The sequence below is a fragment of the Oerskovia turbata genome (genome assembly GCF_000718325.1).
GTDB classification, from domain to species: Bacteria; Actinomycetota; Actinomycetes; order Actinomycetales; family Cellulomonadaceae; genus Oerskovia; species Oerskovia turbata.
In genome coordinates, this window is record NZ_JOFV01000003.1 from 96,827 (window position 1) to 120,798 (window position 23,972).

Annotated in this window: 21 protein-coding genes; 12 read left to right on the top strand and 9 right to left on the bottom strand. The window is 73.1% G+C overall.

The window, feature by feature from the left end; all coding sequences use genetic code 11:
- Window positions 1-11: 11 nt before the first annotated feature.
- Both IE95_RS0103605 and IE95_RS0103610 read right to left on the bottom strand, forming a co-directional pair.
- Entirely contained in the window at window positions 12-2,240 is a 2,229-nt protein-coding gene (locus tag IE95_RS0103605; RefSeq protein WP_084689775.1) for an NHL domain-containing thioredoxin family protein, read from the bottom strand.
- Window positions 2,241-2,288: 48 nt separating this feature from the next.
- Complete coding sequence (locus tag IE95_RS0103610) at window positions 2,289-2,525, bottom strand: hypothetical protein (protein WP_030150267.1); 237 nt, start codon at window positions 2,523-2,525, stop codon at window positions 2,289-2,291.
- Window positions 2,526-2,648: 123 nt separating this feature from the next.
- On the opposite strand from IE95_RS0103610, the gene IE95_RS0103615 reads away from it, so the two are divergent.
- The gene (locus IE95_RS0103615) at window positions 2,649-2,873 is read left to right on the top strand and encodes a hypothetical protein (RefSeq protein ID WP_129429547.1); all 225 of its coding nucleotides are present in this window, start codon (window positions 2,649-2,651) and stop codon (window positions 2,871-2,873) included.
- Window positions 2,874-2,998: 125 nt separating this feature from the next.
- Here IE95_RS0103615 and IE95_RS0103620 read toward each other — a convergent pair whose 3' ends face one another.
- Window positions 2,999-3,850 (bottom strand): helix-turn-helix transcriptional regulator, encoded by an 852-nt coding sequence (locus tag IE95_RS0103620; protein ID WP_030150269.1) that lies wholly within the window; start codon window positions 3,848-3,850, stop codon window positions 2,999-3,001.
- A 102-nt stretch (window positions 3,851-3,952) separates the two neighbouring features.
- On the opposite strand from IE95_RS0103620, the gene IE95_RS0103625 reads away from it, so the two are divergent.
- The gene (locus IE95_RS0103625) at window positions 3,953-4,675 is read left to right on the top strand and encodes an alpha/beta fold hydrolase (protein ID WP_030150270.1); all 723 of its coding nucleotides are present in this window, start codon (window positions 3,953-3,955) and stop codon (window positions 4,673-4,675) included.
- 117 nt (window positions 4,676-4,792) lie between these two features.
- Here the strand turns inward: IE95_RS0103625 and IE95_RS18625 are convergent, their stop codons facing one another.
- Entirely contained in the window at window positions 4,793-8,206 is a 3,414-nt protein-coding gene (locus IE95_RS18625) for a GH36-type glycosyl hydrolase domain-containing protein (RefSeq protein ID WP_036570821.1), read from the bottom strand.
- Entirely contained in the window at window positions 8,203-8,955 is a 753-nt protein-coding gene (locus IE95_RS0103635) for a TetR/AcrR family transcriptional regulator (RefSeq protein WP_084689810.1), read from the bottom strand. Before IE95_RS0103635 ends, IE95_RS18625 begins: the two co-directional genes overlap by 4 nt.
- A gap of 141 nt (window positions 8,956-9,096) precedes the next feature.
- Between IE95_RS0103635 and IE95_RS0103640 the strand changes: the two genes are divergently transcribed.
- The 5 genes from IE95_RS0103640 to IE95_RS0103660 all read left to right on the top strand — a co-directional run bounded on the left by IE95_RS0103640 (window position 9,097) and on the right by IE95_RS0103660 (window position 13,762).
- Window positions 9,097-10,383 (top strand): extracellular solute-binding protein, encoded by a 1,287-nt coding sequence (locus IE95_RS0103640; RefSeq protein WP_030150272.1) that lies wholly within the window; start codon window positions 9,097-9,099, stop codon window positions 10,381-10,383.
- Window positions 10,384-10,392: 9 nt separating this feature from the next.
- Entirely contained in the window at window positions 10,393-11,316 is a 924-nt protein-coding gene (locus tag IE95_RS0103645) for a carbohydrate ABC transporter permease (RefSeq protein ID WP_051702679.1), read from the top strand.
- A 1-nt stretch (window position 11,317) separates the two neighbouring features.
- A complete protein-coding gene (locus IE95_RS0103650) occupies window positions 11,318-12,214 on the top strand; it encodes a carbohydrate ABC transporter permease (protein ID WP_030150274.1) in 897 nt (298 codons plus the stop codon).
- A gap of 11 nt (window positions 12,215-12,225) precedes the next feature.
- Complete coding sequence (locus IE95_RS0103655) at window positions 12,226-13,395, top strand: glycoside hydrolase family 1 protein (protein WP_030150275.1); 1,170 nt, start codon at window positions 12,226-12,228, stop codon at window positions 13,393-13,395.
- Between the two features lie 178 nt (window positions 13,396-13,573).
- A complete protein-coding gene (locus tag IE95_RS0103660) occupies window positions 13,574-13,762 on the top strand; it encodes a hypothetical protein (RefSeq protein ID WP_030150276.1) in 189 nt (62 codons plus the stop codon).
- 23 nt (window positions 13,763-13,785) lie between these two features.
- Here the strand turns inward: IE95_RS0103660 and IE95_RS0103665 are convergent, their stop codons facing one another.
- Complete coding sequence (locus IE95_RS0103665; protein ID WP_084689811.1) at window positions 13,786-15,936, bottom strand: S9 family peptidase; 2,151 nt, start codon at window positions 15,934-15,936, stop codon at window positions 13,786-13,788.
- Between the two features lie 314 nt (window positions 15,937-16,250).
- Between IE95_RS0103665 and IE95_RS0103670 the strand changes: the two genes are divergently transcribed.
- Complete coding sequence (locus tag IE95_RS0103670) at window positions 16,251-16,709, top strand: hypothetical protein (protein WP_030150278.1); 459 nt, start codon at window positions 16,251-16,253, stop codon at window positions 16,707-16,709.
- Between the two features lie 34 nt (window positions 16,710-16,743).
- Here the strand turns inward: IE95_RS0103670 and IE95_RS0103675 are convergent, their stop codons facing one another.
- A complete protein-coding gene (locus tag IE95_RS0103675) occupies window positions 16,744-17,604 on the bottom strand; it encodes an HAD family hydrolase (protein WP_084689776.1) in 861 nt (286 codons plus the stop codon).
- Window positions 17,601-18,539, bottom strand: a complete 939-nt coding sequence (locus IE95_RS0103680) for a GntR family transcriptional regulator (RefSeq protein WP_084689777.1) — start codon at window positions 18,537-18,539, stop codon at window positions 17,601-17,603. The genes IE95_RS0103675 and IE95_RS0103680 overlap by 4 nt, the downstream gene beginning before the upstream one ends.
- Before the next feature lie 165 nt (window positions 18,540-18,704).
- Between IE95_RS0103680 and IE95_RS0103685 the strand changes: the two genes are divergently transcribed.
- The 4 genes from IE95_RS0103685 (at window position 18,705) to phnE (ending at window position 22,901) form a co-directional block, all read left to right on the top strand.
- On the top strand, window positions 18,705-19,940 hold the full coding sequence (locus tag IE95_RS0103685; RefSeq protein WP_206053339.1) for a TIGR03364 family FAD-dependent oxidoreductase: 1,236 nt from the start codon (window positions 18,705-18,707) through the stop codon (window positions 19,938-19,940).
- Between the two features lie 42 nt (window positions 19,941-19,982).
- Entirely contained in the window at window positions 19,983-20,918 is a 936-nt protein-coding gene (locus IE95_RS0103690; protein WP_030150282.1) for a phosphate/phosphite/phosphonate ABC transporter substrate-binding protein, read from the top strand.
- 139 nt (window positions 20,919-21,057) lie between these two features.
- The gene (locus tag IE95_RS0103695; protein WP_084689778.1) at window positions 21,058-22,005 is read left to right on the top strand and encodes a phosphonate ABC transporter ATP-binding protein; all 948 of its coding nucleotides are present in this window, start codon (window positions 21,058-21,060) and stop codon (window positions 22,003-22,005) included.
- Window positions 22,002-22,901 (top strand): phosphonate ABC transporter, permease protein PhnE, encoded by a 900-nt coding sequence (gene phnE, locus IE95_RS0103700; protein WP_084689779.1) that lies wholly within the window; start codon window positions 22,002-22,004, stop codon window positions 22,899-22,901. The genes IE95_RS0103695 and phnE overlap by 4 nt, the downstream gene beginning before the upstream one ends.
- Window positions 22,902-23,008: 107 nt before the next feature.
- Here the strand turns inward: phnE and IE95_RS0103705 are convergent, their stop codons facing one another.
- The gene (locus IE95_RS0103705; RefSeq protein ID WP_129429548.1) at window positions 23,009-23,938 is read right to left on the bottom strand and encodes a type IV toxin-antitoxin system AbiEi family antitoxin domain-containing protein; all 930 of its coding nucleotides are present in this window, start codon (window positions 23,936-23,938) and stop codon (window positions 23,009-23,011) included.
- Window positions 23,939-23,972 lie beyond the last annotated feature (34 nt).

Below are 23,972 nucleotides of genomic sequence, written 5' to 3' on the forward strand. Positions count from 1 at the left end.
TGGCCCGGGACTCAGCCCCGCAGCGGCAGCGTCAGCACCCGATCCCCCTGCCCCACCGGGTCGTCAGAACCAGCGTGGCCCGGAGCGCTCGCTGGTTCTGACACGACCCGCACCGGCACGCCCCAGTCCTGCTGCGCGAGGTGGCACGCGGGGAACACGTCGGGGTCGGGTGTCCCGTCGTCGAGCAGCGGCACGACGTCGCACGACGCGGCCTGCGCCGTCACGTGCAGCACGCCCTCGCCCACCTCGGGGTTCACGACCAGTGCACGGCAGAGGTCGGTGCCGGTCCCGGCGCCGTCGAGCAGCAGCTCGGGCGGCGTCGCGCTCACGGTCAGGCGCGTCGAGGGCCCGTAGCGGTCGTCGAGCTTCTGTCCTGGCGCGGGCGAGAACGGCACGTCGAGCCGCAGCTCCCCGGCCACGACCTCGGTGACGGGTCGCTGCGTGCGGTGCGCACCGCCGTCGAGCACCTCTCCTGCGAGCGTCGCCGGGAGCGCGACTCGTGTGATGCGGTGCGCGGCCGACTCCACGACGAGCAGGTCGATGCGCGCCCCCGCATCGGTGGTCTCGCCGGGCGCCCACGGCTCGCCGTCCACGAGCACGACGACGTCGCTCGGCTCCGCGAGGCCCGTCGCCAGGGTCGTCACCTGGCCGGCGCTCGTGTCAGAACCAGCGAGGTCTGGAGCGCTCGCTCGTTCTGACACGTCGGGCGTGGCGGCGGGCGGGACGTAGCGGCGGATCGCCCCGTTGTAGGTGTCGGCGACGACCACGCTGCCGTCGGGCAGCGTCGCGACCCCGAGGGGGTGCTGGAGCAGCGCCTGGTCGGCGGCCCCGTCGCGGTGCCCGAAGTCGAACAGCCCCTGCCCGACGGCGGTGCTCACGTCCACCCCTTCCGGCACGGCGGCGACGCCACCACCGAGCCCGGTCACGCGACGGATAGCCGACGTCTCGGCGTCCGCAACCCAGACCGTGCCATCCTCACCGACCGCCAACCCGGAGGGTTGCGCGAACCATGCCTCGGCCCCCGGCCCGTCCTCCAGGCCCTCGTTCATCGTCCCGGCCAGCAGCCCGAGCTTCCAGCCGTCGACAGCCCACAGAGTGTGGTGGCCCGCCATGGCGACCACGAACCCGCCCAGAGCCTCCGACCACACGACGTCCCACGGGGACGACAGTTTCACGTCCAGCGGGTCATGGGTCAGTGCGGGGTCGAACGGGCCGAGTCGACGCTCATCCGAGTGGTCGGGGGCGGTGGTTGCGGCGGGTCGTGGGGGGTCTGGCGGGAGGTCGCGAGGGACGAGCGACCGGATGGCAGACCCGCCGCCACCACCGCCCCCGACCACCCCGAGTACGACGTTCTCGACCCCACCGACCATGAACTGGCCACCCGCCCCCGCGACCGTCGTCACCCGGCCGTCCGCGAGGCGCACGCCGCGCAGCGCGTGGTTCACGGTGTCGGCGACCAGGACGTCGTAGTCGAGGTGGGCGCGCAGCTCGGTCGGGACCAGGCACAGCCCGTTGGGCTCGCTGAACCGCGCCGCGTCCGGTCCGCCGTCGACGAGCCCGCGCTCGCCGGACCCGATGCGCCGGACGAGCGTCTCGCCGTCGGGCCCGAGCTCGGCGAGCGAGTGGTGCCCCGCGTCCGCGACCAGGAGGTTGCCTCCCGGGAGCGCGATCGCCTTGGCGGGGAAGCGCAGCGTGCCCGACGCCGGAGCGGGAGGCACGTAGACGTCGCCCTCCCCCGCGGCCACCGACCGCAGCGTTCCCTTGGCGCGGTGCTCCTCCACGAGCTCGTCGACGAGCGCGGCGAGCGCCGACGCGTGCCCCTCGCCCGCCATCTGCGCGACGACGTAGCCCTCGGGGTCGATCACGACGAGCGTCGGCCAGGCGCGGGCGGTGTACGCGGACCAGGTGACGAGCTCGGGGTCGTCGAGGACGGGGTGGCGCACCTCGTAGCGCTCGACCGCGGCGGCGAGCGCGACCGGGTCGGCCTCGTGCTCGAACTTCGGCGAGTGGACGCCGACGATGACGAGGTCGTCGCGGCGCGCCTCCTCGAGCTCGCGCAGCTCGTCGAGGACGTGCAGGCAGTTGACGCAGCAGAACGTCCAGAAGTCGAGGACGACGACCCGGCCGCGCAGGTCCGCGAGCGAGACGTCGCGGCCACCGGTGTTGAGCCAGCCGCGGCCGACGAGCTCGGAGGCGCGGACGCGGGGCAGGCGGGCGTGGGGGGTCGTGGAGCTCACCAGAGAATTCTGCCCCGTGGTGGCGGTAGCGCCTACCGGCCGGGTCGCGCGTCAGCCCGCGCCCACGTGGCCCGTGACGCGCACGACGACCGCGACGCCGTCGACCTCGTGCGGCACGTCGCGCCGGGCGTCGGTGTCGACGACGTTGACCTGGAGGCACCAGGTGTCATCGGCCCCGGAACGGTCGCGGCGAGCGTGCCCGCCGTGACGTCGACGTGCGCGATCGAGACGCCGGGGCGCAGCGCACGTGACGAGCGTCACCGTCTCGCGGAAGACCGTTCGCTTCACGAAACACACTGTCAGGAAAACTTCTTCCGGAAAGTCGCGTCATGAAGTCCGGGTTCGCCCCTCTTGAGAGGTGTACACAGCTTCTCCGCCGCGAGACCCGCGGCCCTCACCTTGAGAGTGATCATGCACCTCGACCACGCGTTCCGGCCCTCGACCGACGAGATCCGTAGCGCCATCCTGTGGGCCCTCGACCACGACCGTGCCGCCCTCGTCGAGCACAGGGCCTCTGCGCACCTGAACCTGCGCAGCCCCGTGCGCCGGGCCGCCGACGCACGCATCGTGCGCCGCTGGCTCGAGGCCTCGGCGGTGTCGTCCGTCATGACCAGCTCCCTGGCCATGGCTGCGTGACCACGTCCGTCGGCGTCCCCCGCCCCCCGCTCGCGGGCGAGCGAGCCGCCTCGAGAACGAGCTCGCGGTCGTCCTGAGCCTCTGAACGGCCGCGACCCCGTTCTCGCCCCCCAGGGCACAGACGCTCAGGCGACAGGCATCGCGCCCGACGGCGGCGTCCCCACCTCCGCGACCGGCCGCGGCACGTACGGCTCGCCCGTGAGGTCCGCGCGCTCGACGCGGTCCAGGCGGAACCAGCGGACGGCGTCCCGGGACCGGCACCACGCGATGAGGTACCAGGCGCCCTCCCTGTGCGCCAGGATCACGGGCTCGACCCGGCGGGCCGACTCGTGGCCTCTCGCGTCGCGGTACCGGATCGCCAGCACGACCGACCGGGCGAGAGACTGCTCGACGGCGCGCAAGACCTGCAGGTGCACCCGGGCGCGCGGCACGGGGTCGCCCGGCACGCCGTCGACGCCGTCCGGTGGCGCGGAGGCAGCTCCGCCGGACTCGCCCCTGTCCGGCCCCGAGGCGACGGCAGGACCGGGGCGAGCGGCGCCGTCGGGCAGGTGGCTCGCGCCGTCCGGGGCACGCCCGGGCACGGCGCCGTGGTCGATCCACACCCTCGCCGCGAGCGCCGCCGCCCGCTCGCGCGCCTGCGGTCCGAGCGCGTCCCAGACCTTGCCCTGCGCCGTGGCGGCGTCGACCGCGAACGGGCTTCCGGCTGGGAGCGCGGCGAGCGCGACCGCGACCGCGACGGCCTGCTGCGGAGTGAAGTTGACGGGGGGCAGGGACACGGACGGGTCGAGCACGTAGCCCCCGCCCGGCCCGGCCTGGGCCCAGACGGGCAGTCCGGCCTGCTGGAGCGCCGAGACGTCGCGCTTGATCGTGCGCTCGCTGACCTCGAGCAGGCGCGCGAGGCGCGGCCCCGTGGTGCCGCCGGGGCCCGCACGACGCAGCTCCTCGGTCACGGCGTAGAGCCGCTCGGTCTTGTTCACGCGCTGCCTCCGTCGGGTCCGGGCCCGCCGACGGACGTCGCGCGGAACCCCTCGAACAATGGTGACAGACAGGTGTCACCGACACCCCGTCAGGCTGGGGTCATGACCACTTCAGCGCAGCAGACACACGTCGTCCTCGTCCCGGGCTTCTGGCTCGGGGCGTGGGCGTGGGACGACGTCGTCCCCCACCTCGAGGCCTCGGGCCTCACCCCCCACCCCGTGACGCTCCCCGGGCTCGACGACGTCACGACCGACCGCAGCCGCCTCACCCGCGAGGACCACGTCCAGGCGGTCCGCGACGTGATCGCCGCCCTCGACGGGGACGTCGTGCTCGTGGGGCACAGCGGCGGGGGCCCCGTGATCCACGAGGTCGTCGACCGCGACCCCGCGCGCATCCGACGCACGGTCCACGTCGACACGGGGCCGCTCGTCGACGGCGCGTCGCTCTCCCCCGACCTCCCCGCAGGGACGGTCGAGATCCCGCTGCCCTCGTGGGACGAGCTCGCGGCCGCGGGGTCGAGCCTCGACGGGATCGACGACGCCGGGCTCGCCCGGTTCCGTGCGCGGGCCGTGCCCCATCCGGGCGGCGTCGCGGGCGGCCGGGTGCACGTGAGCGACCCGGCGCGGCTCGAGGTCCCCGCGACCGTGATCTGCACGAGCCTGCCCTCGGAGGTGCTGAAGACGATGGCGCACCCCGGGCCGCCGCTGCACACCGAGCTCGGCGAGCTCGACGTCACGTACGTCGACCTGCCGACCGGGCACTGGCCCATGTTCTCGCGGCCCGCCGACCTCGCGGCCGAGATCGTGCGGGCGGCGCGGGCGTAGGCGGTCCGGCCCGCTGTCGGCTGTCGGCTGTCGGCTGTCGGCTGTCGGGAACGAGGTCGAGGTCGCTCTGGGGTCCAGGGCGACCTCGACCTCGTTCTCGACGCGGAAGCGGCGCGGCTACGACCCGGCCGTCACGGTGACCTCGACGAGCGCCGCGTCGCCCAGCCCGCCCGGCGCCACGACCACGCCGCGCTCGCGGTAGTCGCCGCTCCGCGGGGTGGCGGGCACGACCACAAGGTCGTCCGGACCCGAGCCGGCCCGCACCTGCACGCCCGCACCGTGGTCGGGGACCGCGTCGCGGTCCCGGACACGGAACACGACGGTGCGCACCCGGCCCCCGAGCTCGAGCTCTACCGTGAGTCCGTCGGCCGTCGCGGCCAGGACCGGGTCGATCACGAGGGTGCCCGCCTGCTCTGCAAGGCCGAGGACGCCCTGGACGAGCTGGCGCAGGTAGATCCCCGGACCGCTCGAGTAGACGCGCCACCCACCACGCACTCCGACGGACCCGTCGCGGAGCCGGTCGAAGTCCCGTGCGAAGCTCGCACGGTCGGGGAAGTCCGCGTCGCTCGACGAGAAGTACGCGTTGCGCTGACGTGGAGCGGCGTGGACGATGCGGGACCCGAGGTCGAACGGGCTGATGCGGAGCAGCTCGTCGAGGGTCCGTCCGCGGCCCAGCGCGGCGAGGGCCTCGGCGTAGCGGATGTGCGCGTGCACGTACATCAGACCGACCTCACGCCCGACGTTCGCCGCCTGCTCGGCCCGCTGGAACGTGCGCGGGATCCCCTCGTCGAACGCGGCCGGGTGGTCCATGAGCCGCACGCCGTCGGGGAAGTGCAGGTGCTCGAGGATGAGGTTCTCGTGCTCCTCGGCCTCGGCCGGGGTGAGGATGCCCGCGATGATCGACTGGTTCATCGGGATGAGCCGGTAGCGCATCCCCGTGCTCGTGTCTCGCGGGTGGATGACGAGCTCGTCGCCCTGGTCGCCGTGCCGCACGTACCCCGCCATGACGCCGTCGACGAGCGCGCGCTCGCGCAGGTCGGTGCGGACCGCGGTCGCGAGGGCCTGGGCACGCTCCGAGAGCGCGAGCAGGTCGCCGCGCCCGGCCGTGGTGCGGGCCAGGAGGTCGGCAGCCTGGACGAGCAGCGCGGAGGTCCAGGTGGAGGCCAGGTTGGTGCGCATCTGCGGGTCGGCCGGCTGGAGCGTGTCGTCCCAGTCGCCCTCGCCGTACGCGGGCAGCGACGTGCCCGGCAGGAGATCGGTCTCGAGGTGGTCGAGGATCCGCAGGACGTGGTCGAGCACGGTCGCCTCGGCGTCCGCCCCTGCGGAGGCGGGGCGGCGGAGCGCGTGGTCCCAGAAGGGCACCGTCTCGTCGAGGACCGCGAGGTCGCCGCTCGCCTCGAGGTACTGGGCGAGCGCGAAGAGCGGCCAGACGACGATGTCGCCGTGCGACGAGTCGTTGTACCGCTCGGCGTACTCGTCGAACATGAACCACTGCGGGAACCCGCCCCAGGTGTGCTGGTGGGCGAGGACGCGCAGCACGATCTGCCGCGCGATGTCCTCGCGCCCGCCGGCGAACGCCAGCTCGAGGGGCCCCTGGCAGACGTCGCGGGTCCCCCACGCCGCGCCCGAGTACTGCTCGAGCCCGTGCGGGACGAGGAAGTGGACCAGCGCGTCGTGCGCGTACCACGGCACGAGGAGGTCGAGCTCCTGCGTCGCGAGCTCCGGGTGAGGCAGGACGCGCAGGCCGCGGACGAGACCCCGCACGGTCTCCAGGTGACCCGCGAGCGTGGTCTCGATGTCGTCGAGGGGTGCGTGCTCGGGAGCGAGCAGGTCGAGCGCGGCGGCGTCTCCGTGGAGCGAGCCGGAGATCGCGACGGTCAGGCCGCCCGAGCCCGTCGTGCTGGACATCCGTTGCGCCGCGGCGTCCTCGAGGGCGACCGGCGCGGTCGAGACCGGCGCGGTCGATGTGACGGCATAGCGCAGGTCGGGGTAGTGCATGTCGACGTCGCCGCCCACCACGGGGCGCAGGAGGACCGCGCCCTCGGACGTGTGCTCGGCGACCCAGCCGCCTGCCTCGTCGTCCAGCTCGAGCGTGGCGGTGACGCGCAGCGCCCGCTCGCACCGGACGCTCACGTCGAGGCGGTCGCTCCGGTGGTGGGCGACGGTCCGCACGTCGATGCGGCCGAGGGGCGTCTCGTAGACCCAGTGCACGCCGCCCACGTCGAGGACGAGGGCCGACGGCACGCCGAGCAGGTGGGCCCCCTGTCCGTCGTCGACGAGGACGCGCAGCCCGCTGCTGCGCAGCAGGTTGAGGTGGTGGCGGTGGACCGACACGAGGCGGTTGGCGGTCGTGTTGCCGAGGACCACGTGCGAGAGGAACACGCCGGGTGCGAACGCCGTCGCGGACAGCACCTCGTCGGTGGGCAGGACGGCGTCCCCGGCCTTGAGGACGTGGCCGTGCGACCGCTCGGTCACGGTCTCCTTGCGCCCGTCGACGACGTGCGACCCGCCCGGGGTGAAGAAGGACAGCAGTGCGCCGTCGGCGTCGCGCTCCGGCAGGAGGACGTCCTCGGTGGCGAGGCCGAGAGCGGCGAGCAGGTCGACCTCGTCGAGCGCGTCGCCGGACAGCAGCGGGGCGTCGCGGAGCTCCGAGCCGGTCGTGGACAGCGGGTTCGCGGCACGTTCCTGCGCGGCGGCGGCGACGGCGGCGGCGGCCCACCGGTCGATCTCGTCGACCGCGTCCGCGAGCGGCCCGCGGGCGTCCAGGTCGACGACGGTGACGGCGTGGACCTGGGCCGTGCCCGTCGAGAGGTCGAGCGGCCGGGACACGAGCGTCGGCATCGCGTACTCGTACTGCAGCACGCCCGAGGTGACGGGGCCGAGCAGGCCGTGCGGGACGCCGTCGTGACGGGCCTGCGGGGTGAAGACCTGGAGGGAGTCCGTGAGATGGGCGGCGGCGCCCTCGACGAGGAAGGTGACGGCGCGCGGCAGCAGGGGCTGCGCAGACATCGTCTGGCGACTCACGAGGACGGTGCCCGCGGCGGGGTGCTCGAGCGCTCGGTGGAGCAGGTACTGGCAGACGTAGGCCTCGCTCGACAGCGCGGCCGCTGGCGGCGCCAGGCCGAGGTCCTGGGCGTGCACGACGTCGTAGACCGTGCGGGCGTCCGTGCCCGCTCCGGCCGTGAGGTCGACGCGCCACACGAGGGTCCGGTCGTCCACGGTGAGCGCGACGCGCGACGTCAGCCCGAGCGCCGCACCGGACCACACGACGCGGTCGGCGCCGGTCTCGACGCCCGTCACCGCGGGAGCGGACCCGGTGAGCCGGGCGACCTCGACGGTTCCGTCGGTGCGGGTCGCACGCAGGAGGACGCCTCCCGGCATGCGGTCGTGCTCGCCGGGAAGGTACTGGTTGACGAGGAGCCCCCCGGCCCGGACGGCGTGCACGTCACCGCCCTGCGTGAGCTCGACGGTCATCTCGTCCGAGGCGAGCGTCGCGCCCGCGAGGGGGGCGGTCATGGCGGTGCTGGTCACGTGGACTCCTGCTCTGTCGTCTGTTCATCGATGGCGCGCGCGGCGCCCTGGTCCGGCTGCAGCAGCGCGACGAAGTGGTCGAAGAGCGCGACCATGTCGACGTTCTCCGGGTCCAGCAGCCACTGGAGCTGCAGCCCGTCCATCACTGCGGAGAAGAGCTGCCCGATCGCCTGCGGGTCGACCTCGGGGCGCAGCTCGCCGCGCTCGATGGCGTCCCGGAAGCGGGTGTCGTCCTGGTGGCGCAGCGCCCGGTACCGGTCCCGGACGACGTCGTGCGCAGGGTGGCTCGGCTCCGTCGCCTCGGCGGCGACGACGACGTGCAGACCGACGAGGCCGGGGGTCTCGGCGTTGCGCCGCACCTGGTCGCGGATCGTGGCCAGGAGGGAGGCGCCGTCGGTCTCGGCCTCGGTGCGGCGGTCGCGGTCACGCCGGTCGCGCTCCTCGATGGTCGCCGTCAGGAGCCCGGCCTTGCTCCCGAAGTGGTGCAGGAGGCCGGCCTCGGAGATCCCGACACGGGCCGCGATCTCGCGCAGCGAGCTGCCTCGGAAACCTTGCTCGCCGAACACCTCGACCGCGGTCCGCAGGATCTCCTGACGACGCTGCTCTCCGCGGACCAGGCGGCCGTCCGGGCGCTTGCCCTGAGGGCGCTCCCCGGCCGTGCCCGGCTCCTTCTCCGGGGACCGGCCCTGGGGCGGGGCGTCCGGGGTCGTCGTGTCGGCAGCTCGGGTACCAGGACCGCTGTCAGTCATCACCGTCTCCTTCGTCAGCATTTGTCGGTCTCCACCGTATGGTGCCGGACACCACTGGTGAAAAGACTAACCGAGCGCACGCTATGGTAGTTTCGCATCGGCTCAGAGATCGAGCCGAACACTCGATGAGGAGGATTGCTCATGAAGCTCGGACGCAAGGCGGTCGCCGTCGGCATCGTCGGACTCCTGGCACTGACCGCCTGTGGGCGCGCGGACGAAGGGTCGGCAGAGAAGCCCGACGCCGGCGCCACGACGACCGTGGACGACTCACCCGCGACAGGCGACATCACCGTCTGGGCCATGGGCGAGGAGGGCGAGAAGCTCCCCGACTTCGTCAAGGGCTTCACGGAAGAGAACCCCGACGCGAAGGTCCAGGTCACCACGATCCCGTGGGCCGACGTCATGACGAAGTTCCAGACAGCCGTCGCCGCGGGCACCGTGCCCGACGCGATCATGATCGGCTCGTCGTTCATGCCGACCATGGTCTCCACGGGAGGCCTCGCGCCCGTCCCCGACGGGCTCGTCGACACCGACGACTTCATCGAGGGAGCCGCCGCCTCGACCGTGGCGGACGGCGTGGACTACGGCGTGCCGTGGTACGTCGAGACCCGCGTCATGTACTACCGCTCGGACCTCGCGGAGGCTGCCGGCGTGGCCGCCCCCACGAGCTGGGAGGAGCTCACCGCGTTCGCTCAGGCGATGAAGGCGAACGGCTCCGAGTACGGACTCCAGCTGCCGATGGGCGACGCCGAGGACTCGACGCAGGTCATCCTGCCGTTCTACTCGCAGGCAGGCGGCTCGATCTTCAACGAGGCCGGCGACGCCTACGACCTGGACAACCAGGCGATGATCGACGCGCTCGACTACTACGCCTCGTTCTTCACCGAGGGCCTGTCACCCCTCGCCGGCTACGGCGACACGCAGAACAGCGCGTTCGTCGACGGTTCCGACCCGGCCTTCATCTCCGGCCCGTGGATGGTCAACGTCCTCGCCGACATGCAGGGCCAGGAATGGGTCGACCAGAACGTCGCCACCGTCCCGGTCCCCGCGGGCACCGCGAACAACGACTCCTACATCGGTGGCGCGCACCTCGGCGTCTTCGACGAGGCCAAGAACGCCGACGGCGCCTGGAAGCTGGTCCGTTGGCTCGCCGACCCCGAGACGCAGCAGGAGTGGTACGCCGCGACGAACGACCTCCCCGCCGTCACCAGCGCGTGGGACGACGAGACCCTGACGTCCAACCCGCGCACCCAGGTGCTCCAGCAGCAGCTCGAGAACACGATCGCCCCGCCGACCGTGCCCAGCTGGGACGAGCTCTCCGCCACGATCGAGACCGAGGCTGAGAAGGTCGCCAACGGCAAGGTCACGGCCGAGGACGCGGCGAAGACGATCCAGGCCAAGGCCGACGCCCTCGGGCTCGGCTGGTAAGTCCCCGCCATGACAACGACCACCGAGGGACGGCGCCGACGTTCGGTCGGCGCCGTCCACCGGCGACGTCAAGCCGTCGTCGCCTGGCTGTTCGCACTGCCGTTCGTCGCGGTCTTCTCGGTCTTCATGCTGGGACCGCTGCTCGCGTCGTTCGGCATGTCGTTCTCGGACCTCACGGTCCGTGACATCAAGACGCCGTTCGCGGTGGACTTCGTCGGGCTGGACAACTTCGCCCAGGTCTTCCAGGACGAGCTCTTCCGCAAGGCGCTCGTCAACACGTTCTTCTTCGTGGTCGTCGGCATCCCGCTGACGATGGCTCTGGGCCTCGCCCTGGCCGTCGCCCTCAACTCGGGCATCGAGAAGTTCCGCAGCGTCTTCCGCGTGGGGTTCTACACCCCCGTCGTGACCTCGATCGTCGCCGTGGCAGTCGTCTGGCGGTTCATCCTCCAGGACTCCGGCCTCGTCAACACGGTGCTCGGCTGGGTCGGCATCAACGGCCCCGACTGGCTGAACGACAGCACCTGGGCCATGCCCTCGATCATCGTCATGGCCGCCTGGCGCAACATGGGCACGCTCATGATCATCTTCCTCGCGGGTCTCCAGGCCATCCCGCGGGACGTCTACGAGGCGGCAGAGGTCGACGGTGCCGGCGCCTGGCGCCGCTTCCGCTCCATGACGGTGCCACTCATGCGTCCGACCCTGCTGCTCGGCGCGGTCCTGCTGTCCGTCGGCTTCCTCCAGGTCTTCGAGGAGCCGTTCGTGATGACCAAGGGCGGGCCGGTCAACTCCACGCTGACCATCAGCTACTACGTCTACAACCAGTTCGGCTACGGCAACTACGCGTTCGCGTCCGCAGCGGCGTACGTGCTCTTCGCCCTGATCGCCGCCCTCGCGGCCGTCCAGTTCCGCCTGCTGCGGTCGAAGGAGGATTGACATGGCCCTCACGTCCTCGAAGGTCGCACCGGCATCCACGGGCGCGAGCGCGGGCACGACGACGCGCCGCGCCCGCCGACCGATCCGCTGGTCGCGCGGCGCCACGTACACCGCGCTCGTCGTCGGGCTCCTGCTGACGCTGATGCCGTTCATCTGGATGCTGCTCGGCAGCTTCAAGACGCAGGGCGAGCTCCTGCAGCGGCCCATCACGTGGTGGCCGGAGAACCCGACGCTCGAGAACTACGAGAAGTGGCTGTCGCAGCTCAACTACGGCCAGTTCTTCACCAACTCGATCGTCGTCGCCGTCGCCGTCGTGCTCGGCAACATCGTCTTCTGCTCGATGGTCGGGTACGCGCTGGCCAAGATGCGGTTCCCGGGCAAGAAGGTGCTGTTCGGGCTCGTCATGCTGACCCTCATGGTCCCGGGCGTCGTGACGCTCGTGCCGATGTTCGTCCTGGTGTCGAACATGGGTCTGGTCAACACCTATCCGGCGCTCGTCCTGCCGTTCCTCGCGGGACCGCTCGGCGTGTTCCTCATGCGCCAGTTCATCCTCGGGATCCCCGACGCGCTGATCGAGGCCGCCCGGATCGACGGCGCGGGCGAGTTCCGCATCTTCTTCAGGATCGTCCTGCCCCAGTGCGGGCCGCCGCTCGCGACGCTGAGCATCCTCACGTTCCTCGGCTCGTGGAACAACTTCCTGTGGCCGCTCGTCGTCGCGCAGACCGAGAACATGTACACCCTCCCGGTGGCGCTCTCGCTCTACTCGGTCGGCTCCAACGGCACCTACTACGGCCTGCTCATGGCCGGCTCGGTGCTCGTCGTGACCCCGATCCTGATCCTCTTCCTGTTCCTGCAGCGCTACTTCGTGCAGGGCATCGCCATGACCGGCATCAAGTAGGAGATTCCCCCATGCCCCTCACCTTCCCCGACCCCTTCGTCTGGGGCGCCGCGACGGCCGCCCACCAGATCGAGGGCAACAACGTCAACAGCGACTGGTGGGCACGCGAGGTCGCGGCCGACTCGACCCTCTCGGAGCCGTCGCGAGACGCCGCCGACAGCTACCACCGCTACGCCGAGGACATCCGGCTCCTGGCCGAGTCGGGCCTGACGTCCTACCGCTTCTCGCTCGAGTGGGCACGCATCGAGCCGGCCGAGGGCCTGTTCTCCCGGGCCGAGCTCGACCACTACCGCCGCATGATCCAGTGCTGCCTCGACCACGGTGTCACGCCGCTCGTCACGCTGCACCACTTCACGTCCCCGCGGTGGTTCGCCGAGGACGGAGGGTGGACCGACCCGCGGTCCGTCGAGCGCTTCTCCCGCTACGTGGAGCGCGTGCTCCCGCTGCTGGACTCCGCCTCGCACGTCTTCACGATCAACGAGCCCAACATCCTGGCCATGATGATCACGGCGGCCAAGGGTGCCGAGCAGCTCCAGGCGGGCACGATGCACGCGCCCGACCCGGTCGCGACCGAGAACCTCATCGCGGCGCACCGTCGAGCGGTCGAGCTCGTCCGCACCGTGGGCGTCCCCGTGGGCTGGCCCGTCGCCCCGCAGCAGTTCTTCGCGGACCCCGGTGCCGAGGAGGTCCTGCGGGAGTACGCGTACCCGCGCGAGACCGTCTTCCTCGAAGCCGCGCGCGGCGACGACTTCATCGGCGTCCAGGCCTACACCCGCACCCGCATCACGGTCGACGGACCGCTCCCCGCGCCCGACGACGCCGAGAAGACGCTCACGGGCTGGGAGTACTACCCGCCCGCCATCGCCGAGGCGGCCCGCCTGGGCCACGAGATCACCGGGCTCCCCGTCCTCGTGTCGGAGAACGGCATCGCGACGTCGGACGACTCGCGGCGCATCGACTACACCCGGGACGCCCTGCGCGCCCTGCGCGCCGAGGTCGACGCGGGCCTGCCCCTGATCGGCTACCTCCACTGGTCGCTGCTCGACAACTACGAGTGGGGCTCCTTCGCCCCGACCTTCGGCCTCATCGGCTGGGACCCGGAGACGTTCGAGCGCCTCCCCAAGCCGAGCCTCGGCTGGCTCGGGTCCGTCGCCCGCGGCGAGGTCTCGCTCGACGACTGAGCCGCTCACCGGCCAGCCGACAGCCGATGGCCGAGAACGGGGTCGTGGTCGTGATGGCGCCCATCACGACCACGACCCCGTACTCGACACCGTCCCACCGGGTGCAGCACCGCCGAACGGGTGCATCCTGGGAGGAAGGGGTTCCGCCCCGGAGCTCCCCGCTCAGGGAGGAGTCGTCATGTCCGGTCTCATGCTCGCCAGCAGCGTGGATGCTGCGGTCTACGTGCCCACGGGGTCGGGCCCCGCGAACTGGTTCCTGCTCTTCGGCATCGTGCTCGTCGCGTCGATCATCGTGTTCATGGTCGTCGAGCTGGTCCGTGCCGCGCACGACCGGCGCCTGCCGCCGCACCGGCGCATGTCGCACTAACCCCGCCCCTTCGCGTTGAGGTCTCAGCCCAGCGTCGTCGGGAGCTGCGCCGCGCCCTCGCCCGGGGGCACGCCCAGGACGCGCTCGGCGAGGAACGCCTGCACCACCTGGTACCAGACGATCGCGTGCTGCGGTGCGAGCACCCAGTGGTTCTCGTCGGGGAAGTACAGGAAGCGGTGGTCGGTGCTCCCGTCGGCCGCGGCGGGTCGGCCCGACGCCGACAGCAGCTCGTACCAGAGGCGCAGCCCCTCGCCGATCGGGACGCGGTAGTCCTTGTCGCCGTGGATCACGAGCATGGGTGTCACGATGTCCGCGACGTGGCGGTGCGGGGAGTGCTCGGCCGCCATCTCGGGCGTCATCTCGCGCTGCCAGTAGTAGGACGAGTCGGTCGTGGGGCCGAACTGGTCCAGGGCCCACAGGCTCGCGTGCGTCACGATGGCCTTGAAGCGGTCGGTGTGTCCCGCGACCCAGTTCGCCATGTATCCGCCGAACGAGCCGCCCAGCGCGGCCGTGCGGGTCTCGTCGACCTCGGGCAGCGCCTCGGTCGCGTCGGTGATCGCGAGCAGGTCGGTGTAGGGCGCCGCGCCCCACGTCCCCCAGCCGCGCTGCACGAAGTCCTGCCCGTAGCCCGTCGACAGCGCGGGGTCCGGCAGCAGCACCGCGTAGCCCTGCGCCACGAGGATCCACGGGTTCCAGCGCCAGCTCCACGCGTTCCACGACCCGAGGGGCCCGCCGTGGATCCACAGCAGCAGCGGCGCGGGGTTCTCGGCGCTCGCACCGTGCGGCAGGGCCAGCCAGCCGCGCACCCGCACGTCGTCCGACGCCGCGGTCTCGATCTCGGTGAGGGTGCCGGGCAGGTCGGGGCTCTCGACGGGGCCGCGCAGCGCGGTCGCCGCGACGGGCGTGCGCTCGCCGGCGGGGGCCGCGAGGAAGTCCGTGAGCTCGATCCGCACGGGGTGCGAGGGCTCGAGGTAGCTCGTGCGCTGGGCGTACGCGGCCGAGGCGTCGGGCGCGACGCTGACGTCGGTGAACGTCGCGTCGTCCGAGGTCAGGCGCGACACCGTGCCGTCGGCGCCCGACCCGTCGGGCGTGAACGCGACGTGGAAGACCGGGCCGCGCCCGTCGTCGTCGGCGGTCACGAGCAGGCCGTCGCCCGTGGGGAGCCAGGTGGCCGACGTGGGCCAGCGGTCCCAGCTCGCGGCGAGCGAGCGCAGGCCGTGGTTCGCGCCGCCGTCGTCGGGGTCGCCGTCCGAGCCGTCTCCTGCACGCAGCGGGACCACCGCGAGGCTGTGCTCGGGTGCGGCCTGCGGCGTCGTGACGGTCTCGCGGACGAACACGACCCACGCGCCGTCGGGCGAGATCACGGGTGCGGAGGCCTCGGCGCCGGGCTCGTCGACGAGCGTGCGGCGCTCACCGGTCGAGGTGTCGATCGCGACGAGGATCGAGCGCTGGGACGCGCCGGGTCCCGCGACGTTCCAGGTCACCACGAGCGTGGCCCCGTCGGGGGACAGGTCCGCGGAGTGCTCGCGCAGCCCGCGCCCGACGGCGGAGGTCACGTCCCGCAGCTCGACGCGCCCCGCGGGGACGCCGGGGGTGGGGTCCGCCGCGTCGGGGTCGGCGGGCGGTGCCGGGAGCGGGCGGGCCGGCTCGTCGGTCAGGTGCGAGAGGTCGGCGACGAAGCGGTGCGGCTCGGACGGGCCCAGGTCGTGGTCCCAGTACCGCACGGGGTAGCCCGTGTGGAGGATCGCGGCGACCTTCTTGTCCTTGCGGGCCGTGCGCAGCTCGGCGTCGTGAGCCAGGTCGCGCGCGCTGGGCAGGACGTCGGCCGCGAGCGAGAGGACGGGTGCGCTGCGCGCGACGAGCGGGGCCGAGACCCCTGCCGGTGCCGACGCGACGATGCGCGCCTCGCCCCCGGCGGCGGGCAGGAGCCACAGGGCCGAGGTCGGGTCGCCCTCGGTCGACACCGAGGCGTCGCTGTCGGGGCGGGCCGAGGTGAAGAGCAGGTCGCCCTCGGCTGTGAACGCGGCCCCCGACTCGCCCTTGGTGCTCCGGGTCAGGCGGCGGGCCGGTGCCTCTCCGGTCGGGTCGACCTCCCACAGCGCCGAGACGTACGCGGTGCGCTGGGCGTCGAGCGTCGACACGCTCGTCACGAGGCGGCGCCCGTCCGGGGACATCACGAGGCCGCCCGTGCGGGGGATCGCGACGTACTGGTCGAGGTCGTGGAAGGGGGTGGAGCCCGGCTGGTGCGGGGCGTTCGCGGAGTCGGTGGTCACTGCACCGTCCTATCACGACGCCCCACCCCCGGCGCCACACCCCGGCCCGCGCCCTCCCGGTGCCGAACATGCGGTTGGTGTCGTTCCAGGCCGGATTCCGGACGACAACCGCATGCTCGGACCGCGACAACCGCATGCTCGGCGACCCCGACCCGTGCCCGTCCGACGGACCGTGCACGGAGCCTGTGCTCCGCCGTCGAGCGCATACTGGACCCGTGCCCAAGGTTCCCTTCCTCGCCCTGACCGTGAGCGCCGTCGTCGGGCTGCTCCTGACCGGGTGCGGGTCCGAGCCCGCGCAGGATCTCGACGACACCGTGCTCGCCGGGATCGTCGCCGCGGGCCGGTCGGACGGCGACCTCGACCTCATCTCCACGACCCACTTCGACTGGCAGAAGGCCGTGATCGTGTGCCCCGGCGACGACCCGACCGACGTCGCGGAGGCCGCCGGGACCGACGGCCCCGCGCAGGGCGAGCTCCCGAGCACGGTCGACGTCGGCACCGGCCACCTCGTGTTCGTCAACGACGACGAGGTCGCGCAGGTCGCGGACCTGCGCCTCGCCCAGGCCGACGTGTGCTCCGAGGACCTCTCGATCACCAACCGGGTCCTGAGCCCGGGCGCGAGCCTGCACGTCGCCCGCGGCACGGGCGACGGCTGGGTCGTGACACGGGGCTGAGCCGCCGGGCTCCCCGGGTACCGGGTGGTGGGGGTCAGGCGTTGAGGCGTGCCACGAGCTCCGGCAGGTCCGCTACCGAGTCGAGCAGGAAGTCGTGACGCTCGCGCCCGAGGTCCGCCGCGCCGAGCTTGCCCGTGAGCACCCCGACGACCGCCCCGGCCCGCGCGTTGACCCCCGACCGCAGGTCGAGCACGGTGTCGCCCGCGACGAGCACGCGCGCGGCGTCGAGCACGCCCGTGCGCTCCATGCCGCGGTGGACCATGTAGGGCGCCGGGCGGCCCAGCGGCACCTCGTCGGCGCACGTCACGGCGTCGAGCGTGACGTCGGGCGAGAGCCACTGCTCGGGGCCGGACGCGACCGTCCAGCCGAGCACGTCGAGGATCCCCCGGGTCACGTCGCGCGTGAAGCCCGTCGTGAGCGCGACCTTGACGCCTGCGGCGCGCAGGGCCGCGAGGGCCTCGGGGGCGCCGGGGATCGGGGTCGGCGGGTTCAGCCGGTACGCCTCGTGGAGCAACGCGGTGAAACGCGCGAACGCGGCGTCGACCGTCGCCTCGTCGGGCGCGGGGGCACCGTCTGTGCCGGAGGTCCTGTCAGAACCAGCGTGAGCCAGGGCGCTCGCTGGTTCTGACACACCGATCGCGAGCAGGGCGGTGATCGCCGCGCGCTTCTCGGCGCCCATCCAGTGCTGGACGTCCGACGACGTCGCGCCGCTCCCGTGCTCGAGGACCGCCGTGTGCAACGCGTCGTAGACCGCGCCGCCCTCCTCGACGGTCGTCCCCGCCACGTCGAGCGCGACGAGCTCGATCGCGAGGGGCGGTCGCGCGGCGGGCGAGGTGGGCCCGTCGGGCACGGCGGGTGCGGTGGTCGCGGCGGGTGCGGTGAGGGTGCCGGTCATTCGGAGGGCTCCTGGTTCGGGTCGGTGACGCTGTTGGCGTCGGTGAGGTCGGTGAAGGGGGCCGCGTCTGCCCGACCGACCGTGGGCGACACGAGGGACGCCGCGGCGGCCGACGCCGTCGGGAAGCGGACCATCGAGAGCGACGTGTCCTGGGTGTTGTCGATCGTGAAGGCCGCGAGCTCGGGCAGGTAGCGGTCGTCGGCGTACTCGACGGGGACGCCCACGGCGTTGCGCGTGGTGCGGCGCTCGCGCAGCAGCGGGGCGCCCGCGGGCACCTCGAGCAGGTCGGCGTCGGTCTCGTCGGCCGCGACGGCGTCGATCACGTGGCGGGCCGCGTGCAGGTCCGCGCCGCGTGAGATGAGGTGGTCGTAGATCGAGCCGGTGTCCGGGTCGAACTCGAAGATGAGGCGTCCGACGGGCTCGATGAACGTGTCACGCTCGACCATCGCCGGGACCCCGTCGAGCAGGCGCAGGCGCAGGACCTCGACCACGGGCGTGCCCTCCTCGAGGCCCAGGGCGTCGGCCGCGACACCGTGCACGCCGCGGCGCGCGACCTCGACGGTCCGCTGACCGGGCACACGCCCGACCCCTGCGGCCCACCGGCTGAACGACAGGAACGTCTCGAACGGTTGCGGGACGGCGCGCGAGCGCACGACCGGCGGGCGCCCCTGCCCCCCGCCGATGAGTCCTTCGCTGCGCAGCGTCCCGAGCGCCTGGCGGACCGTGCCGCGCGAGATCGAGAACTCGGCGCACAGCGAGGACTCCGACGGGAGCGAGTCGCCGATCGCGTACGTGCCGGACACGATCCGACGGCGCAGCTCACCCAGCACGTGCTGGTGCAGCGGGCCGTGCGAGGGCTGTGCCGCCGACGCCGCCTGGGCCGAGGGGCCCGCCGGGGACGGTGCGGTGCGGGGGGACGACGAGGACTGAGCCATGACTTGACCATACAGGCCGCTCCCTCACCGAGATCGGCGATCTGGTGACTGCCGCATGAACCCCACGGAAGAAGCGCCAACGCCAGGTGAACACTCCGGAAACTTGTCTGGACAAGTCGCGGAATCGCTTGATCCGTGCTCGATCCGCACGGCAGTGTCCGTGTCGTGAGCAGCACAGCACCTCGACGCCCGGACCCGTCCGGCCGCGCCCCCAGACTCCCGGCCGGCCCCACCGGCACGCGCACCCCGTCCGCAGGGACCGACCTCCCCGCCCGCGTCGACCTCGTGGTCGTCGGCGCCGGGATCGTCGGCCTCGCGCACGCCGTCGACGCCGTCGGGCGAGGACTGTCCGTCCTCGTGGTCGAGCGCGACGACCGCGCCGTCGGCGCCTCGGTCCGCAACTTCGGGCACGGCTGCTTCACCGCGCAGGACGGCACGGCCCTCACCTACGCCTTCGCGGCCCGCGAGCGCTGGATCCAGCTCGCCAAGGAGGCCGACTTCTGGCTGCGCGAGTCCGGGACCGTCGTCGTGGCCCGCGCCGACGACGAGCGGCAGGTCCTCGAGGACTTCGCCCACGGCCGCGACGGGCACGTCCGGCTGCTCGACCGCGACCAGGTCCTCGACCGCGTCCCGGGCGACCCCGCCGAGGTCGTCGGCGGTGCGTACCTGTCCCAGGACATCCGCGTCGACCCCCGCGAGGCGGTCCCCGCGATCGCCCGCTGGTACGCCGAGCAGCGCGGCGCCCACCTCGCCTGGTCCACGACCGTCCAGGGCTTCGAGGCCGGCAGCGGCGTGACCCTCGTGCGCACCTCCCGGGGTGACGTCGTCGCGACCAAGGTGATCCTCGCCGTCGGGCACGACGTGGACCGGTTCTTCCCCGACGCCGCCGCCGCCGCGGGCGTCCAGCGGTGCACGCTGCAGATGCTGCGCGTCGACGCCCCCGCGGGCGCAGGCAGCGGCCCCCGCGAGATCGACCCCGCGATCTTCACCGGCACCTCGCTGCTGCGCTACGACGGCTTCCGCCACTCCCCCGCGGTCGCCGCCGTCCGCGAGCGCCTGCGGGCCCAGCACCCCGCCCTGATCGACGCCGCGGTGAACCTCATGGTCACCCAGCGCCCCGACGGGACGCTCACGCTCGGCGACACGCACGCCTACGCGACCACGCCCGGGCCGTTCCACCCCGAGGCCCTCGACGAGCTCCTGCTCACCGAGGCCGCACGGCTCTTCGGCACGGGCCCCCTCACGGTCCGCGAGCGCTGGCAGGGCGTCTACGCCTCCGCGCCCGCACCGTTCCTCGACGTCACGCCCGTGCCGGGCGTGCGCACGGTGTCGGTCACGTCCGGCATCGGCATGACCACCGCGCTCGGGCTCGCCCCGCGCGTGCTCGACAGCTTCCTCTGACAGACGACCCTCTCTCGCGAAACCCCCACCCCAGGAGAAGACATGCACCGCAGCCGCACCGGCCAGGCCACCTCGGTCCTCGCCGCCGCACTGCTCCTCGGCGCACTCAGCGCCTGCTCGACCGGCACGGCCGACGCGGGGACCAGCGCCGACGGCGCCGAGTCCGCGACGTGCCCGAACGGCGTGATCCGCTTCGGTATCGAGCCCTACGAGGACCCCGCCAAGCTCGAGCCCGCCTACCAGCATCTCGCCGACGCCCTGTCGGAGAAGCTCGACTGCCCGGTCGACCTGACGATCGTCGAGGACTACTCGGCCGAGGTCCTCGCCATGGAGAACGGCAAGCTCGAGCTCGCGCAGTTCGGCCCGCTCGGGTTCGTGTTCGCGAGCGAGCGTGCCGACGCGGAGCCCCTTGCCTCGTTCGGCCTGGCCGACGGCTCGCTCTCGAGCTACACGGCCGGGATCTGGGTCCCCGCCGACTCCCCGGTCCAGAGCATCGAGGACCTGCCGGGCCACTCGCTCGCGCTCGGCTCGACCGGCTCGACGTCGGGCGACGCCCTGCCGCGCTTCGCGATCCTCGACGCGGGTCTCGCCGAGACGGACGTCGAGATCACGTACGCGGGCGGCCACCCCGAGGCGCTGCTCGCGCTGACCAACGGTCAGGTCGACGCCGCGCAGATCAACTCCCAGACGCTCGCGACCGCCGAGCGCGAGGGCACGTTCGACTCCTCGGCGTTCCGCCAGGTGTGGGAGTCCGACCCCGTCCCGAACGACCCCATCACGGTCGCCGGGTCGCAGAGCCAGGAGTTCAAGGACGCCGTGCGCGAGGCCCTCCTCACGCTCGACACGGCCGACGTCGAGGCCATCGGCGCGTTCCTCGACGTCGACCCGGCGGGCCCGCTCGTCGAGGTCGACGTCGACACGTACCAGCCGCTGTTCGACCTCGCGAAGACGCTGAAGCTGACCGCCGACGACGTCTGACCCTCACGGACGTGCGCGGGGTGGTCGCCGGGTCGCCCAGGCCCGGCGACCGCCCTGTACGTCCCGTCCGGTCGGCAGCGATCCCGACCGTCCTGTCCCCCGCGGGCTCGCGTCCCGCTCCAGCAAGGAGTTGTTCCAGATGGCTTCACACCACGGCGCGCTCGCGCCGGGCTCGCCGGGGCTGCCCGGCGGGCCGGGCGGCCCGTCCGGTCCCGGCGCGGCCGAGGGCGTGCTGCACCTGCCCGACGGCGTCCGCTCGCCCGGTCTGCACGTCCGCGACCTGCGGGTCCAGTTCAGCACGCGCTCCGAGGCCGGCGACGCCGTGCTGCGCAGCGCGGTCGACGGCATGGACCTCGACGTCGCGGCGGGCGAGCTCGTCGCGATCCTCGGCGCCAACGGCTGCGGCAAGTCGACGACGCTCAGGTCCGTGATCGGGCTCGCGCCCGTGGCGGCGGGCGAGGTGTGGGTCGACGGCGAGCAGGTCCTCCCCCACCACCGGACCTCGGCGGCGGAGCAGCACGAGGCCAGGCGTCGGGTCGCGATGATCTTCCAGCAGGTCAACCTCGTGCGACGACGCAGCGTGCTCGACAACGTGTGTGCCGGGGCGCTCGGGCGGCTGCCGCTGAGCCGGTCCCTCGTGGGGTCGCTGTTCCCCCACGACCTGCGCGCCGAGGCCATGCTCTGCCTCGACCGGGTCGGCCTCGCCGACCGTGCGCTCGACCGCGTCGGTCAGCTCTCGGGCGGGCAGCAGCAGCGCGTGGCCGTCGCGCGCGCCCTGTGCCAGCGGGCGAGCGTCCTGCTGGCCGACGAGCCCACGTCGGCGCTCGACCCGGCGGCCTCGACCCAGGTCATGGAGCTGCTCGCGACCCTCGCGCACGACGAGGGGCTCGCGGTCGTCGCCGTCCTCCACGACCCCGAGCTCGCGCGTGAGCACGCCGACCGCCTCGTCGGGATGGTCGCGGGCCGCGAGCGCCTCAACGGTGCGCCGGACGCGGTCACGCGCGACGCCGTCGAGCACCTGTACGCGGCCGAGACCGCTTCCGCGGCCGTTGCCCGGACGACCGTCGGAACGAGGATCCCCGCATGACCGCCACCGCCCCCACCCGCTCGCCCCGCTCGCCGCGCTCCTCGCGCGGCGGCTCGCCCGCCCGGGCCGAGGGGCCGTCGCCCGAGAGGCTCGCGCACGTCGTCGTGCCGACGGCGCACCGCTCGGGCCGGCAGGTCACGACCTGGGTCACCGCGGGTGCGGTGCTGCTGGGACTGCACGTCCTCGCCTGGCAGGGCACGGGCTTCTCGATCAGCGCGCTCGTGGGCGGCTGGGAGGGCATGGCCCGGTTCGTCGGCGAGGCGTTCCCGCCCGACCTCGACTGGTCGACCGTCGTGGCTCCCGGGCTCCAGGCCACGCTCGTGACGCTGTGGATCGGGCTGCTCGGGACCACGCTGTCCATCCCGCTCTCGCTGCTGCTCGCGGTGCTCGCCGCACGCGGCAGCACGCCGGGGTCGTTCTGGTACCAGGGGTCGCGCGCGATCCTGTCGTTCTTCCGCGCGGTGCCCGACGTCGTGTTCGCCCTGATCTTCGTGACCGCCGTCGGGCTCGGACCGTTCGCGGGGGTGCTCGCGCTCGTCGTCCACAACACGGGCGTCATGGGCAAGCTGTGGGCCGAGGCCATGGAGGAGATCGACCCCGGGCCCGCCGACGCGCTGCGCACCAACGGTGCAGGCCGCACCCAGGTCGTCACGCACGCCGTGCTGCCCGCGGTCGTGCCGCAGTTCCTGGGCCTGCTGCTCTACCGGTTCGACGTCAACGTGCGCTCCTCGCTCGTGCTCGGGCTCGTGGGGGCCGGCGGGATCGGGTTCCTCATCAACAAGTCGATCAAGCTGTTCCGGTTCGACGAGATGCTGACCTACATCCTCATGGTCCTCGTGCTGGTGTGGGTGGTGGACCGCTTCTCGTCCTGGGCGAGGGCAAGGATCGCGGTCTGAGGCCCCACCCGTCGGTGCCGAGCATGCGGTTGGCGTCCGAATTCGTGTGATTCCGGACGCCAACCGCATGTTCGGCCAACGCCAGCCGCATGTTCGGCACCGAACGATCAACGGCCCAGCACCGCCCGGACCGTGCGCCCCACTCCCGGCAGGTCACGAGACGTGAACCGCAGGACGTCGACCTGCCCGGTGCCGACGATGAGGTTCTGCCGGTGCCGGTCGGCATACACGGCTCTCGGCTCGCCATGCAGCTCGTGGCCGTCCATCTCCGCCACGAGCCAGCGCCCGTCCGCCCGGCGCCACGCCATGTCCGTCCGCAGAGGCGCCAGACCGTCGGGGTGCTCGATCGGCAGCTGGAGGGTCGTCGGCGGAACCCCCTCGTCGAGGCAGTCGAGCCTGCCGAACGACTCGAGCGGCGACTCCGCCCGCCCGTCGGCCACCGTCCACAGGTCATGTGTACGGGCGACCCCGCGCCGCCCCCGGGACATGTCGTGCGCGACCTCGAGGCCCCGTGGGCCGATCGCACCACGGTGCAGCGCCGAGTCGAGGACGGCGAGCGCGTTCGCACGCGGAAGCTCGGGGACCGCCTGGGCCAGCGCCCAGTCGACCGTCGCGAGACGCCGCGCCCCGACCCGGGTCGTCGTCATCCCGTCGTCGAACTGGCGCAGTCTGACGCCCTCTCGGTCGACCCGGTTCACCCCCCTGGGGAGTGCGGCCTCAGGACGGATGGCGACCGGCAGCCCCTCGATCCCGTGCAGCGCCAGGGCACATGCACCGACGGCGACCGCGCCCGGCCCGAACGCGAGCAGCGCCGCCCAGGCCGCGCGGCGCCGTCGGGCACCGAACGGCTGCTCGCGGACCGGCACGCCGGACGTGTCGTAGACCCCACGGGCGATCCGAAGCCACTCGCCACGGGCGACGAGCCCTCGGACCTGGCCGTCCGTGAGTCCTGAGGCACGGGCCTGATGGATGTCGACCAGGCCCGCCTGGTCGACGGCGTGGACGAGCAGAGCGGGCGGCACGGGTCGACGAGGCATCGGCCCACTCCAGCGGATCGGCACGACGTGCGTG

Bases quoted from the DNA above. Each gene is read 5' to 3' on its own strand.
- IE95_RS0103615 (WP_129429547.1), top strand. From the start codon at position 2,649: ATGCACCTCGACCACGCGTTCCGGCCCTCGACCGACGAGATCCGTAGC.
- IE95_RS0103625 (WP_030150270.1), top strand. From the start codon at position 3,953: ATGACCACTTCAGCGCAGCAGACACACGTCGTCCTCGTCCCGGGCTTC.
- IE95_RS0103635 (WP_084689810.1), bottom strand. From the start codon at position 8,955: ATGACTGACAGCGGTCCTGGTACCCGAGCTGCCGACACGACGACCCCG.
- IE95_RS0103640 (WP_030150272.1), top strand. From the start codon at position 9,097: ATGAAGCTCGGACGCAAGGCGGTCGCCGTCGGCATCGTCGGACTCCTG.
- IE95_RS0103645 (WP_051702679.1), top strand. From the start codon at position 10,393: ATGACAACGACCACCGAGGGACGGCGCCGACGTTCGGTCGGCGCCGTC.
- IE95_RS0103650 (WP_030150274.1), top strand. From the start codon at position 11,318: ATGGCCCTCACGTCCTCGAAGGTCGCACCGGCATCCACGGGCGCGAGC.
- IE95_RS0103655 (WP_030150275.1), top strand. From the start codon at position 12,226: ATGCCCCTCACCTTCCCCGACCCCTTCGTCTGGGGCGCCGCGACGGCC.
- IE95_RS0103660 (WP_030150276.1), top strand. From the start codon at position 13,574: ATGTCCGGTCTCATGCTCGCCAGCAGCGTGGATGCTGCGGTCTACGTG.
- IE95_RS0103665 (WP_084689811.1), bottom strand. From the start codon at position 15,936: ATGTCCCCGGACGGGCGCCGCCTCGTGACGAGCGTGTCGACGCTCGAC.
- IE95_RS0103675 (WP_084689776.1), bottom strand. From the start codon at position 17,604: ATGACCGGCACCCTCACCGCACCCGCCGCGACCACCGCACCCGCCGTG.
- IE95_RS0103680 (WP_084689777.1), bottom strand. From the start codon at position 18,539: ATGGCTCAGTCCTCGTCGTCCCCCCGCACCGCACCGTCCCCGGCGGGC.
- IE95_RS0103690 (WP_030150282.1), top strand. From the start codon at position 19,983: ATGCACCGCAGCCGCACCGGCCAGGCCACCTCGGTCCTCGCCGCCGCA.
- IE95_RS0103695 (WP_084689778.1), top strand. From the start codon at position 21,058: ATGGCTTCACACCACGGCGCGCTCGCGCCGGGCTCGCCGGGGCTGCCC.
- phnE (WP_084689779.1), top strand. From the start codon at position 22,002: ATGACCGCCACCGCCCCCACCCGCTCGCCCCGCTCGCCGCGCTCCTCG.
- IE95_RS0103705 (WP_129429548.1), bottom strand. From the start codon at position 23,938: ATGCCTCGTCGACCCGTGCCGCCCGCTCTGCTCGTCCACGCCGTCGAC.